We start from the raw sequence: 14505 nt of genomic DNA, 5'->3' as shown, positions 1-14505 counted from the left end.
GAATCGATGCTTGACATGCTAATGGCATGCACTTAAGTTAGATGGCATAACAAACACTACTGGTAATCACCTGGAGTCGTGATGAATGCCATCGCCACCGAGACCACCGCCGAGACCACTGCCGACTCGGTCACCGAGATCGTGCTGCCGGGCATCGTCGAGCCCGCCGGCCTGGAGGTCCGGGTGCGCACGGCGCCGGAGCCGGCGGTCGGGGAGGTCCTGCTCGCGGTCGAGGCGTCGGGAGTTTCCTTCGCCGAGCAGCAGATGCGTCGCGGCAAGTACTACGACCAGCCGGCCTTCCCGTTCGTGCCCGGCTACGACCTGGTCGGCACGGTCCTGCGGGTCGGCCCCGACGGCGATGCCGCGCTGGTCGGCCGCCGGTTCGCCGCGCTGACCAAGGTGGGCGGGTGGGCGAGCCTGACGGTGCTCCCGGCCGCCGACCTGGTCGAGGTGCCCGAGGGCATCGACCCGGCCGAGGCCGAGACGGTGGTCGTCAACGGGATCACCGCGTGGCAGATGTTGCACCGCCGGGCCGCGATCCGCCGCGGGCAGACCATCCTGGTGCACGGCGCCAACGGCGGTGTGGGATCGACCCTGGTCCAGTTGGCCACGCAGGCCGGCGTCCGGGTCATCGGCACCGCCTCGCCGCGCCACCACGACGCGGTCCGTGCGCTGGGCGCGATCCCGCTGGACTACCGGGCCGCCGATCTGCCCGCGCAGGTCCGCGCGCACGCCCCGAACGGTGTCGACGCCGTCTTCGACCACGTCGGCGGCAAGGGGATCGTCGACTCGTTCGGGCTGCTCGCCCGCGGCGGCACCCTCGTCTCGTACGGGACGGCCGCCACCAAGAACGAGCCCGGCTCTTCCCGGCTGCCCGTGCTCGGGCTGATCGCCCGTCTCCTGTGGTGGCACCTGCTGCCCAACGGCCGGCGCACGCACTTCTACAACATCTGGGCCGGCAAGCGCCGCCCGGCGACCTTCCGGGCCCGCCTGCGCGCCGACCTGACCGAGGTCTTCGCCCTGCTCGCCGCCGGCACCATCACCGCCCAGGTCGCGGCCCGCATCCCGCTGAGCCGAGCCGCCGACGCACTCGCACTGGCCGAGTCCGGCACGGTCACCGGCAAGGTGGTGCTGGTCCCGGACGCACGCTGACGCACCACCAGCCGACGCCGCGACCGCTCAAAGGACCCCGCCGTGCACCTGAACCGCTCCCTCACCAACCCGTCGCACTGGACAAGTACCGCCCTGATGACCGCCCTTGCCCTGGGCACACCGCCGCGCCCCTCACCCCGACCGCCCCGGCCGGCGACCCCCGCCCACCTGCCCCGAGCCACCGACACGACATCGACACGACCCCGCCGACACCCGTGACCCGCCGGACGGCACCCGGGCCGGGGCGAGTCTTCGCTCCGCAGCCGAGGCCCCCGCTGCCCACTACCGCCGCTTCTCCGCCTTCTGGCGGGCCACGTACGCAGCCGCCTGGGTGCGGCGTTCCATGCCCAGCTTCGCGAGCAGGCTGGAGACGTAGTTCTTGACCGTCTTCTCCGCCAGGTGCATCTCGGTGCCGATCCGGCGGTTCGTCATGCCCTCGCCGATCAGGTCGAGGATGCGGCGCTCCTGGTCGCTCAGGGCCGCCAGGCGCTCGTCGCCGTGGGTGCCGCCGCGCAGGCGTTCCAGGACACGGGCGGTGGCGGCCGGGTCGAGCAGGGATTTGCCGGCGGCCACGTCGCGGACCGCGCCGACCAGGTCGGAGCCGCGGATGTCCTTCAGTACGTAGCCGGAGGCGCCCGCCATGATCGCGTCGAACAGCGCCTCGTCGTCGGAGAAGGACGTGAGCATCAGGCAGCGCACGTCGGGCAGTCGGGCCCGGATCTCGCGACACACCTCGACCCCGCTGCCGTCCGGCAGCCGCACGTCGAGCACCGCGACCTGCGGCCGGGTCGCCGCGATGCGCACCAGCGCCTCGGCGGCGGTGCCCGCCTCGCCGACCACGTCGATGTCGTCCTCGATCGACAACAACTCGTGGACGCCGCGACGGACCACCTCGTGGTCATCGAGGAGAAATACCCGAATACTTCCCTGATCGCTCACTTGTCCAGGTTCGCATGTACACCGTCCGGGTGCCCGGTTGATGCCCCCGGAAGGGGCGGACGGGTCCGACACGCGGCCATTTGTCGAGGAACGACAAACAGTGCCGCCACGTTCGGGCCGGTCGCCACTACGTGCCGGCGGGACTGGTGGGTAACGTTGCGGTGTGCGGTTTCCGAACCGCATGCCTGTGCGCAGGTGCCTCCCGGATTCACCCGGGAATTCCTAGGAAATCCTAGGAAGTACAGCCACCAATCGCCGTGTCTGCACATCAAGGTAGCCGCGCACACCCCGCGCGGAACCGGGCCCGGCGATCCGGACCCGGTCCACGGCGACCCCGCGGACCGGACAGACGGAGGAGAGAACGTGGCAGTGGACAGTACGGACGGAACATTGTTTCCGCCCGATTCCGGAGCCGGTCCAGAACTGATCCAGTTGCTCACCCCGGAGGGCGAGCGGGTCGAGCATCCCGATTACTCGATCGACCTGTCCGATGACGAATACCTGAGTCTGTACCGCGACCTGGTTCTGGTGCGTCGCTTCGATGCCGAGGCCACCGCGCTGCAACGGCAGGGCGAACTGGGCCTGTGGGCCTCGCTGCTCGGCCAGGAAGCCGCGCAGATCGGGTCCGGACGGGCACTGAGTCCGGACGACTATGTGTTTCCCACCTATCGTGAACACGGCGTCGCCTGGTGTCGCGGCGTGGACCCGTTGAATCTGCTCGGGATGTTCCGCGGCGTCAACCACGGCGGTTGGGATCCGCGCGAGAACAATTTCCAGCTCTACACGATCGTCATCGGCGCCCAGACCCTGCACGGCGTCGGGTACGCGATGGGCGTGCAACGCGACGGCAGCGATGGCGCGGTCGTCACGTATTTCGGTGACGGCGCCTCCAGCCAGGGCGATGTCAACGAGGCATTCACCTTCGCGGCGGTGTTCAACGCGCCCGTGGTGTTCTTCTGCCAGAACAATCAATGGGCCATCTCCGAACCCACCGAACGGCAGACGAAGGTGCCGCTGTATCGGCGCGCCGCCGGATTCGGCTTTCCCGGGGTTCGGGTGGACGGAAACGACGTGCTCGCGTGTCTCGCGGTGACCAGGGCGGCTTTGGCCAGGGCCCGGCGCGGCGAGGGCCCGATGCTGATCGAGGCGTTCACCTACCGAATGGGCGCGCACACCACTTCCGACGACCCGACCCGCTATCGGTTGAACGCGGAATTGGAGGAGTGGCGGCTCAAGGACCCGATCGAGCGGCTCAAGGCATACCTGCACAAGCAGGGCATCGGTACCCCCGAGTTCTTCGCGGCCCTGGAGGTCGAGAGCGAGGAATTGGGCAAGCGCGTACGCAACGGTGTGCGCACGATGCCGGACCCCGATCCGGTGTCGATGTTCGCGCACGTGTACGCCGATTCGCACACTCTCGTGGACCGGGAACGGGCCGAGTTCGAGGCTTACCACGCGTCCTTCGTCGACGCCGGGGAGGACGGGCACTGATGGCTGCCGCACAGGCGACGGGCACGACCCGTCCGATGTCGATGGTGCAGGCGCTCAACACGGGGCTGCGCAAGTCCCTGGAGAGCGACCCCAAGGTCTTGATCATGGGCGAGGACATCGGCAAGCTCGGCGGTGTCTTCCGGGTCACCGACGGTTTGCAGAAGGACTTCGGCGAGGACCGGGTGGTGGACACCCCGTTGGCCGAGTCCGGCATCGTCGGCACCGCGATCGGCCTGGCCCTCGCCGGCTACCGACCGGTCGTGGAGATCCAGTTCGACGGCTTCGTCTTCCCCGCCTTCGACCAGATCGTCACCCAACTGGCCAAGATGCACGCCCGTTCGCTCGGCTACGTCCGACTGCCGATCGTCATTCGCATTCCGTTCGGCGGCGGGATCGGCGCGGTCGAGCACCACAGCGAATCGCCCGAGGCGTACTTCGCGCACACCGCGGGCCTGCGGGTGGTGTCGTGCTCGAACCCGGTGGACGCCTACTGGATGATCCAGCAGGCGATCGCCTCCGACGACCCGGTGATCTTCCTGGAGCCCAAGCGGCGCTACTGGACCAAGGCCGAGGTGGACACCGCCGCGACCCCGGGCCCGCTGTACGGCTCCCGCGTGGTGCGCCCGGGCAACGCCTGCACGCTGGTCGCCTACGGGCCGATGGTGGCGACCTGCCTGGAGGCCGCCGCGGCGGCGGCCGAGGAGGGGCGCGAGTTGGAGGTGATCGACCTGCGCTCGTTGTCCCCGCTGGACGTCGACGCGGTCGAGGAGTCGGTCAAGCGCACGGGTCACCTCGTCGTCGTGCACGAGGCCCCGTCGTTCCTGGGTATCGGCGCGGAGGTCTCGGCGACGATCACCGAACGCTGCTTCTATCACCTGGAGGCGCCGGTGCTCCGGGTCGGCGGCTATCACACGCCGTATCCGCCGTCCCGGGTCGAGGAGGACTACCTCCCCGACCTGGACCGTGTGCTCGATGCCGTCGACCGTTCCCTGGCCTGGTGAGGAATCCCGTGTCCGAGGTGAAGAAGTTCCTGATGCCCGACGTCGGCGAGGGCCTCGAAGAGGCCGACATCGTCGTATGGCACGTCAAGGTCGGCGACGAGGTGAGTGACGGCCAGGTCATGGTCGAGGTGGAGACGGCGAAGGCCCTGGTCGAGCTGCCGTGTCCGTTCGACGGGGTGGTGACCGAACTCCTGGCCGCCGAGGGCGACACGGTCGCGGTCGGCGCTCCGATCATCGCGGTGGCGCCGAGCGGTACGCAGGTGCCCGCCGCCGCGGCCGAACCGGCCGACACCCGGGACGAGGCCCTCGCAGCGGACCTCGTGCCCGAACCCGAGACGCCCGAACCCGCGGCGCCCGAGCCCGTTCCGGCCGCCGAGCCGGAGAAGAAGGACACCCGGACGGCGGTGCTGGTCGGGTACGGCGTGCGCACCACGTCCGGCCGGCGACGGGCCCGCAAGACGGACAACGCCGCGCCCGCGCCGGTGGTTCGTGCGGCCAACGGCTCGGCGCACCCGGGTCCGCCGACGTCGGGCTCGCCCGCGGCCGGCTCGATCGCGCTCGCCAAGCCGCCGGTCCGCAAGCTGGCCCGGGACCTGGGCGTGGACCTCGCGTCGGTGCTCCCCTCGGGCCCCGGCGGAACGGTCACCCGTGAGGACGTACACGCGGCCGCCCGCCCCGCGCCCGCCGCCGCCCCGGCCGCCTTCGCGGCGACCGGACCGGGCGAGAGCGTCACGGGCGAGCGGCGCATCCCGGTCAAGGGAGTGCGCAAGGCGACCGCGCAGGCCATGGTGGCGAGCGCGTTCTCCGCGCCGCACGTCACCGAGTGGGTGACGGTGGACGTGACCCGCACCGTCAAGCTCGTGCGCAAGCTGCGCGAGTTGCCCGATTTCGCGGACATCAAGGTGAGTCCGCTGCTCCTGGTCGCCCGGGCGCTGCTCGTGGCGATCGCCCGGCATCCGGAGATCAACGCGTCCTGGGACGAGCCGAACCAGGAGATCGTCGTCCGCGATCGCATCAACCTGGGTATCGCCGCGGCGACGCCGCGCGGGTTGATCGTGCCGAACATCAAGGACGCGGGCGGCAAGAGCCTGACCGCGTTGGCCGGCGCGCTCACCGAGCTGGTGGCCACCGCTCGGGACGGGCGCACCTCGCCCGCCGACATGGCCGGCGGCACGGTGACCATCACCAACGTGGGCGTGTTCGGGGTGGACGGCGGCACACCGATCCTCAACCCGGGCGAGGCCGCGATCCTGGCGGTGGGCGCGATCCGCGAGCAGCCGTGGGTGCACAAGGGCAGGGTCAAGCCCCGGCAGGTGACCACCCTCTCGCTGTCCTTCGACCACCGGATGGTGGACGGCGAGTTGGGCTCGCGGGTGCTGGCCGACGTGGCCCAGATGCTGGAGCGGCCGAAGTTGTTGTTCGTCCGCGGCTGACGCATCCGGCGCGGGTGGCCCGCGCACGGCGGGTCGTCCACGGGCGTACGGCCGGGTCCCTTTTCGGGGCCCGGCCGTACGTATGTCCGAGGGCGTCCCCTAATGTGTATGTACTGTGAAACCATCTGCGGACACAGCCCCCTCCCGGCCGGGCGGCGGCATCGCCTGGGTCATGTGGGCGGTCGCGGCTTCGGTATACGTCGTCGCGGTGTTCCACCGCAGCAGTCTCGGCGTGGCCGGGATCGACGCGCAGGAGCGGTTCGGCGTCTCCGCTTCGCAGCTCTCGCTGTTCCCCATGCTGCAACTGCTCGTCTACGCGGGCCTGCAGATACCCGTCGGTGCGCTGACCGACCGGCTCGGTGCCAAACGGGTGCTCGGCTGCGGGCTGGTGCTGATGACGGCGGGTCAGTTCACCTTCGCGTTCGCGCACGGCTTCACCGGCGCCGTACTCGCCCGGGTGCTGGTCGGCATGGGCGACGCGATGACGTTCGTCAGTGTGTTGCGGGTGGTGTCGGTGTGGTTCCCGGCGAACCGGGTCGCCGTGTTGACCCAGTTGACCGCACTGCTCGGGATGGCCGGCAACCTCGCCGGTGCCACGCCGCTGGCCGGCGCGCTGCACGCGTTCGGCTGGAGCCGGACCTTCGCGGTCTCCGCCGGGGTGGGGGTGGTGGTCCTGGTCGTGGTGCTGCTCGTGCTGCGTGACAACCCCGGAGCGACGAGGCGGGTGCGGCCGGCCGGCGGTCCGGGCATGTGGTCCCAGGTGCGCGCGGCGTGGGCCGAACCCGGCACCCGGCTCGGCCTGTGGGCGCACTGGGCGTGCGGCTGTCTGCCGCAGGTCTTCCTGATGTTGTGGGGTTTCCCGTTCCTGGTCGAGGGCCAGGGCCTGGCCAAGGGCACCGCAAGCGCGCTGCTGACCGTGGCGATCGTGATCAACATGTTCGCGTGCCTGGTGGTCGGCCCGCTGGTGACCCGCCGGCCGGGCAGCAGGCTGATGTTGTGTGTGGGGCAGCCGATCCTGGCCCTGGTGTTGTGGGCCGCCGTGCTGATCCCGGCCGAGCCCTCGCCGCTGTGGCTGCTGGTCGTGCTCGCGCTGGTGATCGGCCCGGGCGGGGCGCTGTCCCTGGTCGGCATGGAGTTCGCCCGGGACGGGAATCCGGCGCAGCGCCTGGGCACGGTGTCGGGCATCGTCAACGTCGGCGGGTTCGCCGCCGCGACCCTGTGCCTGTTCGCGATCGGCCTGGTCCTGGACCTGGTCGAGCCGGGCGGCGGCGCGCACGGGTTGAACGCGTACCGCGTCGCGATGGCCGTCCAGGCCGTACCGCTGCTGCTCGGCGTCGTCCAGGTGCTGCGCTACGCCCGCAAGGTCGCGGGGCGGGGCCGCCGGGCCGAGCCGGTGTGTGTGGTGGCGGCGGGGCGCGCACCGGAGCGGGAGAGCGTTCCCGACGCCGGCTGACGCCCCGCCGTCGGCGGCGTCAGGGCGTGACGGCCATGTTGTCCAGGATCCGCCGGGCCAGATCGGGGTCGCCCTCGACCTTGACGTCGGCCCGGCCGGCGGCGACCCGGCCGCACATCAGCCGGACGAACGTCTCCCAGTCGGTGGAGATCAGCACGAGCGGTCCCAGTGGCACCCGCCCGTCCAGCCGACCCCGGCCGTTCTCGTCGACGGTGACCGTGCGCATGAACTCCACCGGCCCGTTCACGTCGAACACCACCGATGCGCCGGCGGGCGCCTTGGCGTCCTTGGCCACCACCCGGGCCAGTCCGGTGAGCAGGAAGTCGCGGGTGATCAGCGCGGCGGGCGAGTCCAGGTTGCCGGGCACCCCGATCGCGCGCCGCACGTCCTGTTCGTGCACCCACACGTCGAACACCCGCTGGGTGAGCAGGAACCGGTACGGGACGCTGCGGCCCATGATGCCGCGCACCTCGTCGTCCGGCCCCCGATCGCTCTCGTCGAGCATCCGGCGCCGACGCAGGATCACGTACTCCAATTCGCCGGTCATCTCCGGCGACGTGTGGCAGCGCCGCACGTCCACGGGTATCTCGGTGTAGCGGCTGAATTCGTCGTGCACGTGTCGCAGATCACGCGGCAGCGTGTGGATCGGCCGCGGATCGCCGAGCAGTTCCAGCTCGATCCCGATCACGTGCGACACGATGTCGCGGACCGACCAGCCCGGACATTCGGTCGCGCTGCTCCACCGACCCTCGGTCAGGGTGGAGACCAGATCTTTGAGGGAGCGAATCGAGTGCTCCCAGGCGTCGGCGTGCGTTTTCAGGTCGTTGGTCACGAACTACCTCTTGTCGCTGCGTCACCGGTCGGGTGGGGGGTGCGACCGTTGCTTTGACGTGGTCCCGGATCCTGGCAGGCACGTTACGCTGCAAAAGATCCTGCGGTCAGCCCGTTCGCGGGAAGCAAGCGGTGTAGGTGAGGGGAAAGTGCGCGTTTCGCTCGTACAACTCGACGTCGACCCGGCAGTGCCCGCCCGGGAACGCCTGGCCGAGGTCTCCGCCCTGGTGCGCAGCCGGCGCGGTGACCACCTGGTGGTCCTGCCCGAGCTGTGGTTGCACACCGGTTGGGTCTACGACGGTTGGGAGTCGGATGCCGAGACCGTACGCGGACCGGTCGCCCAGACCATGGCCCGCGCGGCTCGCGACGCCGGGGTCTGGCTGCACGCCGGCAGCATCATCGAGCGCGGTGCGGATCAAAACCTCTACAACACCTCGCTGGTCTTCGACCCGGACGGCGCGCTGCGCGGCACCTACCGCAAGATCCACCGCTTCGGCTTCACCGGCGGCGAGGCCGCGCTGATCTCGCGCGGCACCGAGCTTGCCCAGGTGCGCATGCCGTGGGCCGCGGTGGGCCTGGCGACCTGCTACGACCTGCGCTTTCCGGAACTGTTCCGGCGGATCCTGGACGCGGGCGCGGAAGTGCTGGTGTTGCCCGCCGCGTGGCCGGCGCGACGGGTCGAGCACTGGCGGGTGTTGTCCCGCGCCCGCGCGATCGAGAATCAGATGTTCGTGCTCGCGTGCAACGCGACCGGCACCCAGGGCGGCGAGGCGATGGGTGGGCACAGCATGGTGATCGACCCGTGGGGCGAGATCGTCGCCGAGGCCGGCACCGAACAGACCGTGCTCACCGCCGAGATCGACCCGGCGCTGGTGGCCAAGACCCGCGAGGACTTCCCGGTCCTGCAAAACCGGGTGTTCTGAGTCCGCACCCAGGTCCGCCGGAGATGACCTGGAGGCGGGTGTTCTCGATCTCCTTGCCCGCCGCGTCGTACGCCTTGAGGTCGTACGCGGGGTCGGACTTGCGCGAGGTCACCACGAGTACGTAGACGCGCGTGGTGGGGTCGAATTTGCACCGGCCGGATCACCACCGGCTCCTTGTGGCCCTGCCAGGTGACCTCCAGGTGGTCCACGTCGGGGGACACCTCGGCCTGGAATATCGCCACGTACAGGTCTTTCTCACCCGTCACCGGTCCGGACCCGCCACCGCCGCCGAAGCGGTTCCGGTCGGCAGCCTTGTCCTGCGCGGTTCGACCCGGCCGGGTGTCGCACGACTTCCCCGCCTCGCTGAACACCTGCTGCTCGACCTCCTCGAAGCACGTGCGTTCCGGGCCCTCCGTCCAGGCCCGGAACTTCCACGGCTTGCCGGCCACCACGCCCGCGCCCACGATGTCCGGCCCGGCGCCGAGGGGCCTGGTGCCGCCGTCGACCGAGACGATGTCGGTGGACCTGCCGTCCTCGTCCAGCACACCTCCGGCGATCACCGCGCTGCCGCCGCCGACCACCAGCGCGGTCGCCAGGGTCGCTCCCAACGTGTATCCGCGCGCCACCTGCGGCGCCGGCCCGCCCGCTCGATCACCCGAACAGACGTGTGGAAGGGGGCCGTTCCATGCCGCCCAGCGGCGATCGCCGACGGATCGGCGGCCGTTCAGTCGTCGTCCTCGCTCAACCGGTCCACGCACACCGCGATCGCGATGATCAGCGCATGATCCCACCCGGGTGCGATGTCGACGCCGTAGGTGTCGCGCACCCGCAGCCACTTACGGGTGATCTGTGCGACCGGCCCGTTCGGCCCGGTGATGCCGTACTCGTGATTGAACATGTCGCCACGCACCGAGAGTTCGATGCCGACCGCGAGATCGACCTCGAATGCCTCGTGCAGCGGCGTGAACATCTTCTTGCGCACCGTGGCGACCGTCTCGCCGGTCGCGTCCTCGATCTTCATCGAGTGGTGGATGCTCATGATCTTCTTTTTCACGGTGGCCAACACCGTGCCGGCCGCGTCCTTGAGCTCCAGCCGGTCGTGCAGCGTCAGCGCCTTGCCGTCGACCAGATAGACCTTCTCGCCGGATTCCGTCGTGACCCAGAAGTCGTCGCCGATCGCGAACATCTTCTCGCGCACGAGATAGCGGCCGGGAGCGACTCCCGGATAGAGCTGCGCTCCGTCGTACTCGTCCCCGAACACTGCTGCCTCCACGATGACTACGCCTTGTCGGGCAGACTGCCCGAAATGGCGGCGTTCAGTCGTGCGGGCGCACGTGCGAGCGGCGCGCGGATACACCCGGTTGGGTGGGGTGCGGCCGGTACACGCGCCGGCCGGGGGTCGCCGGCCGACCCGGATGGTTCACTTCGGATCATGAGCAGCACCGCGCGCCGAGCCCGGATCCGGGCCCCCGAGTTGTCCGGTTCCGGCGGCTGGATCAACACCGACGGACCCGGACCGACACTGGCCGGGCTGCGCGGGCGGATCGTGCTGCTGGACTTCTGGACCTCGGCGTGCGTGAACTGCCACCACGTGCTGGCCGAACTGCGCCCGATCGAGGAGCGCCACCGCGACGTGCTGACCGTGATCGGCGTGCACTCGCCCAAGTTCGAGCACGAGGCGGACCACGGCACGGTGGTCTGCGCGGTGCAGCGACACGAGTTGCGGCATCCGGTCCTGGACGACCCCGAGCTGAGCACGTGGAAGCAGTACGCGGTGCACGCGTGGCCGACCCTGGTGGTCGTCGACCCCGAGGGCTACGTGGTCGCGCAACTGTCCGGCGAGGGCCACGCGAGCGAGATCGAGGCGCTGATCGCCGACCTGGTGATCGAGCACGAGGGCAAGGGCACGCTGCACCGGGCCGCGGAGGACTTCGAGCGACCCGACGCGCCGCGCACCGACCTGCGCTTCCCGGGCCAGCTGCTGCGGTTGCCCTCCGGCGCGCTGCTGGTCGCGGACACCGGGCACCATTCGCTGGCCGAACTCTCCGACGACGGCCGTACGGTGCTGCGCCGGATCGGTACCGGGCGGCGCGGGCTGCTCGACGGCGGGCCCCGGCACGCGATGCTGGCCGAGCCGCACGGGATGGCCCTGTTGCCACCCGAGGTGGCCGCGCACGTGCGGTACGACGTCGTGGTCGCGGACACCGCCAATCACGCGCTGCGCGGCGTCTCGCTGGCCACCGGATCGATCCGCACGGTCGCGGGCACCGGACGAGCGCGCCGGCGCGGCGCGGAGGACCACGGCGCGGCCCGCACGATCGACCTCTCCAGCCCGTGGGACGTGGCGTGGTTCGGCGGCCGGATCATCGTGGCGATGGCGGGTGTACACCAGCTGTGGGAGTTCGACCCGGTCGGCGAGGGCATGGGGGTGCTGGCCGGCACCACCGACGAGAGCATGGAGGACGGCCCGGTCGACACCGCCGGCTTCGCCCAGCCGTCCGGCCTGGCCGTGTCACCGGATCGGCACACGTTGTGGGTGGTGGACGCGGAGAGCTCGGCGCTGCGCCGCCTGGTGGACGGCCGGATCGAGACGGTGGTCGGCCGCGGATTGTTCGACTTCGGCCTGCGCGACGGACCGGCCGAACACGCGCTGTTCCAGCACCCCTTGGGCGTGGACACACTGCCGGACGGCTCGGTCGTGGTCGCGGACACCTACAACGGCGCACTGCGCCGCTACGACCCCTCGGACGGGTTCGTGTCCACCGTCCTGGGCGACCTCGCCGAACCGGTCGCCGTGGCGGTGGTCGCCGACCTGGACGAGGACCTCTACCTGACCGTGGTCGAGTCCGCGGCCCACCGGGTCCGCAAAGTCCGCCTGCCGCACATCTGAGGCCGCGCGGGCGGCGACGAGGCCGTGCGGCGGCCTGCCTCGCTCCCGGGCCCGGCCGCCCGGGCATGTCCCGCGACCACCCGCAACGGAAACGACCGCGGCTCCGGAGTGGGAGGGGGAGGACTCCGGAGCCGCGGTCGTCGGGGGGTGGTGCCGAGATGGTCTGTCAGCGTCGGTAGTAGCGGCGCCTCGGCCGCTCCTCGACGATCTGTTCGACGGGCGGCTCGACATAGCCTCCCGTGGGCGGCGGCTGCACATAGCCGGCCGGCGGCGGGTTCAGCACGGCGTCGCGGCGCCGCGGCCCCCACACCATCAGGAACAGTGCGATGCCCACGACTCCGGCGATCATCAGCACGACGCCGACCACGTCGATGTTGATGCCGGACACGCTCCAGTCGGTGGCGAAGGTCAGGATCGCGCCCACCGCGATCAACAGGATGCCCGCTCCGATGCCCATGAGTCCGTTCACTCCGATCCGCTGATGTGCGGCGGGTTATCGCGGCGCCCGATCAACCGGACGCCCGATTGACTGTCGGCTCGCGCCTACCCGGAGTCCCGGAACCCATGCCCACGCATTCGCGGCGACGTTCAGCCCTCCAGGAACGCGGCGGCGGCCGAGGCGAGCAGGAACGGGTCGTCGGCGCCGCACAGTTCACGGGAGGAGTGCATGGACAGGCACGCGGTGCCCACATCCACCGTCTCGATGCCCAGGCGCGTCGCGGTGATCGGGCCGATGGTGGAGCCGCACGGGATCGAGTTGATCCCGACGAAGATCTGCGCCGGCACCCCCGCGCGTTCGCACGCCGCGGTCCACACGGCCCGGCCGCGGGCGTCCGTCGCGTAGCGCTGGTTGGTGTTGACCTTCAGGATCGGGCCGCCGTTGGGCACCGGGTGGTGGCCCGGCTCGTGCCGGCCGACGTAGTTCGGGTGCACCGCGTGGCCGACGTCGCTGGAGAGGTGGAACGAGTCGGCGAACGCGCGGGCGCGGTCCTCCAGCGATCCGCCGCGGGCACTGACGATCCGGGTCAGCACCGTCTCCAGGAGCGGACCGGCGGCGCCCGTGGTGGACTCGCTGCCGGTCTCCTCGTGATCGAACGCGCCGAACACCGGGATGTGCGTCACCTTGTCGTGCGCGGCGGCGAGCAGCGCGGCCAGGCCCGCGTGCACGGACAGCAGGTTGTCCAGCCGGGGCGAGGCGACCAGTTCGCGATCGCGGCCGAGGTAGCCGGGCTTCTGCACGTCGTGGACCATCAGGTCCCACCCGGTGACGTCGCCTGCGGCCACACCGGTCTCCTCGGCGACGAACCGGATCAGCGCGCCCTCGTCCACCGTGCCCAGCCCCCAGATCGGGGTCATGTGCTGCTGCTTGTCCAACTGCAGCCCCGCCTCGTTGACCGAGCGGTCGAGGTGGATGGCCAACTGCGGCACCCGCAGCAACGGCCGGTCCACGAACACCAGATGCTCGCTGCCGTCGCGCAGCACGATCCGGCCGGACAGACCGAGGTCGCGGTCGAGCCAGGAGTTCAACAGCGGCCCGCCGTACACCTCGACGGCCACCTGTCGCCAGCCCGCCGCCCCGGTGTCCGGACGCGGCTTCACCCGCAGCGTCGGCGAGTCGGTGTGCGCGCCCACGATCCGGAAGCCGCGCGTGCTCTCGGCGCCCTCCGGCACGTACCAGGCCACGATCGCGCCCCCACGCAGCACGTACCGCCCGCCCGTCCCGCCGTCCCACGCCGCCGTCTCCACCAGCCGCCGAAAGCCCGCCGCCTCCAGCCGCGCGGCCACATTCGCCGCCGCGTGGTAGGGGGAGGGGCAGGCACCGATGAACTCGATCAGGTCGTCGGTGTGACTCCGGTCGAAGCGAGGCGAGGGCATACATACTCCAAGGGCCACGGCCGGCCGGCCGCGAAGATCGTCAGGGGCTCTCCGACCACGAGACTACGCCCCGCCGAACCGCCGAGGCCGCCCCCACACCCCCAGCCGAAAGGGGTGGGGAACGGCCCCGAAGACCCTCGCACCGGCGCCGCCCGGGCCCGTCGTCTGCCCGAACCCCGCGCTCGTACGACCGCCCGCGCCGGGGCTGCGGGACCGGCGGTGCCGCCTTCGAACCTCGACCCTCGCTCCCAGCCCCGGTCGCGGCCGGCGGGTACCCGGTCCGAGCCGGCCCGGACGTCTGATCAGCCGAAGCTCACTCGTTCCAACCAGAAGTTCAGCAGTTCGGCGTCGCCCTGAGCCGCCTCCCGGCCCGCGTACAGCAGTGCCCGGGACGCGCGGCGGGGCCCAGCCTGCGGGGGCGCGGGGTGGCCTGCCGGCCCGCACGGGCAGGACCGCGTCGACCACGTGGTCATCGCCGCTCGATTCGTCCCGCACATCGCGCCCGTCCCGATCGCCC

12 protein-coding genes and 1 pseudogene are annotated in these 14505 nt (G+C 71.0%); 7 read left to right on the top strand and 6 right to left on the bottom strand.

Annotated features, from left to right (window positions below; translation table 11 throughout):
* Positions 1–81: 81 nt before the first annotated feature.
* Positions 82–1152, top strand: a complete 1071-nt coding sequence (locus ACFZBU_RS32075; RefSeq protein WP_391587203.1) for a medium chain dehydrogenase/reductase family protein — start codon at positions 82–84, stop codon at positions 1150–1152.
* Positions 1153–1434: 282 nt separating this feature from the next.
* Here ACFZBU_RS32075 and ACFZBU_RS32070 read toward each other — a convergent pair whose 3' ends face one another.
* Positions 1435–2091, bottom strand: coding sequence for a response regulator (locus ACFZBU_RS32070; protein ID WP_391587202.1), 657 nt, complete (start codon positions 2089–2091; stop codon positions 1435–1437).
* Between the two features lie 363 nt (positions 2092–2454).
* On the opposite strand from ACFZBU_RS32070, the gene pdhA reads away from it, so the two are divergent.
* From pdhA to ACFZBU_RS32050, 4 genes are all read left to right on the top strand, one after another.
* Positions 2455–3582, top strand: a complete 1128-nt coding sequence (gene pdhA / locus ACFZBU_RS32065; RefSeq protein WP_391587201.1) for a pyruvate dehydrogenase (acetyl-transferring) E1 component subunit alpha — start codon at positions 2455–2457, stop codon at positions 3580–3582.
* Positions 3583–3617: 35 nt separating this feature from the next.
* A complete protein-coding gene (locus ACFZBU_RS32060) occupies positions 3618–4583 on the top strand; it encodes an alpha-ketoacid dehydrogenase subunit beta (RefSeq protein WP_391587402.1) in 966 nt (321 codons plus the stop codon).
* 32 nt (positions 4584–4615) lie between these two features.
* A complete protein-coding gene (locus ACFZBU_RS32055) occupies positions 4616–6016 on the top strand; it encodes a dihydrolipoamide acetyltransferase family protein (protein ID WP_391587401.1) in 1401 nt (466 codons plus the stop codon).
* A 172-nt stretch (positions 6017–6188) separates the two neighbouring features.
* Positions 6189–7469, top strand: coding sequence for a nitrate/nitrite transporter (locus ACFZBU_RS32050; RefSeq protein ID WP_391587400.1), 1281 nt, complete (start codon positions 6189–6191; stop codon positions 7467–7469).
* A 19-nt stretch (positions 7470–7488) separates the two neighbouring features.
* On the opposite strand, the gene ACFZBU_RS32045 is transcribed toward ACFZBU_RS32050, so the two are convergent.
* Positions 7489–8301, bottom strand: coding sequence for a maleylpyruvate isomerase family mycothiol-dependent enzyme (locus tag ACFZBU_RS32045; protein ID WP_391587200.1), 813 nt, complete (start codon positions 8299–8301; stop codon positions 7489–7491).
* Positions 8302–8449: 148 nt separating this feature from the next.
* Here ACFZBU_RS32045 and ACFZBU_RS32040 point away from each other — a divergent pair, with 148 nt between their 5' ends.
* Positions 8450–9223, top strand: coding sequence for a carbon-nitrogen family hydrolase (locus tag ACFZBU_RS32040; RefSeq protein ID WP_391587199.1), 774 nt, complete (start codon positions 8450–8452; stop codon positions 9221–9223).
* A 724-nt stretch (positions 9224–9947) separates the two neighbouring features.
* Here the strand turns inward: ACFZBU_RS32040 and ACFZBU_RS32035 are convergent.
* Entirely contained in the window at positions 9948–10496 is a 549-nt protein-coding gene (locus ACFZBU_RS32035; RefSeq protein WP_391587198.1) for an LURP-one-related/scramblase family protein, read from the bottom strand.
* 159 nt (positions 10497–10655) lie between these two features.
* On the opposite strand from ACFZBU_RS32035, the pseudogene ACFZBU_RS32030 reads away from it, so the two are divergent.
* A pseudogene (locus tag ACFZBU_RS32030) lies at positions 10656–12104 on the top strand (thioredoxin-like domain-containing protein); the annotation flags it as partial.
* Between the two features lie 175 nt (positions 12105–12279).
* Here the strand turns inward: ACFZBU_RS32030 and ACFZBU_RS32025 are convergent.
* The 3 genes from ACFZBU_RS32025 to ACFZBU_RS32015 form a co-directional block, all read right to left on the bottom strand.
* Positions 12280–12570, bottom strand: coding sequence for a hypothetical protein (locus ACFZBU_RS32025; RefSeq protein ID WP_391587197.1), 291 nt, complete (start codon positions 12568–12570; stop codon positions 12280–12282).
* A gap of 131 nt (positions 12571–12701) precedes the next feature.
* Positions 12702–13988 carry a M18 family aminopeptidase gene (locus ACFZBU_RS32020; RefSeq protein ID WP_391587196.1) on the bottom strand — a complete coding sequence of 429 codons (1287 nt, stop codon included), beginning with the start codon at positions 13986–13988 and terminating at the stop codon, positions 12702–12704.
* Positions 13989–14290: 302 nt separating this feature from the next.
* Positions 14291–14461 carry a hypothetical protein gene (locus tag ACFZBU_RS32015; RefSeq protein ID WP_391587195.1) on the bottom strand — a complete coding sequence of 57 codons (171 nt, stop codon included), beginning with the start codon at positions 14459–14461 and terminating at the stop codon, positions 14291–14293.
* Positions 14462–14505: the final 44 nt, after the last annotated feature.

Origin of the sequence: Embleya sp. NPDC008237 (genome assembly GCF_042956465.1) — a bacterium.
Taxonomy (GTDB): Bacteria; Actinomycetota; Actinomycetes; order Streptomycetales; family Streptomycetaceae; genus Embleya.
Note: the sequence above shows the minus strand (reverse complement) of the source record. Positions and strands in the feature narration are given on the sequence as shown.

Bases quoted from the DNA above. Each gene is read 5' to 3' on its own strand.
- ACFZBU_RS32025 (WP_391587197.1), bottom strand. From the start codon at position 12,570: ATGGGCATCGGAGCGGGCATCCTGTTGATCGCGGTGGGCGCGATCCTG.
- ACFZBU_RS32020 (WP_391587196.1), bottom strand. From the start codon at position 13,988: ATGCCCTCGCCTCGCTTCGACCGGAGTCACACCGACGACCTGATCGAG.
- ACFZBU_RS32060 (WP_391587402.1), top strand. From the start codon at position 3,618: ATGTCGATGGTGCAGGCGCTCAACACGGGGCTGCGCAAGTCCCTGGAG.
- ACFZBU_RS32015 (WP_391587195.1), bottom strand. From the start codon at position 14,461: ATGACCACGTGGTCGACGCGGTCCTGCCCGTGCGGGCCGGCAGGCCAC.
- ACFZBU_RS32050 (WP_391587400.1), top strand. From the start codon at position 6,189: ATGTGGGCGGTCGCGGCTTCGGTATACGTCGTCGCGGTGTTCCACCGC.
- ACFZBU_RS32055 (WP_391587401.1), top strand. From the start codon at position 4,616: ATGCCCGACGTCGGCGAGGGCCTCGAAGAGGCCGACATCGTCGTATGG.
- ACFZBU_RS32075 (WP_391587203.1), top strand. From the start codon at position 82: ATGAATGCCATCGCCACCGAGACCACCGCCGAGACCACTGCCGACTCG.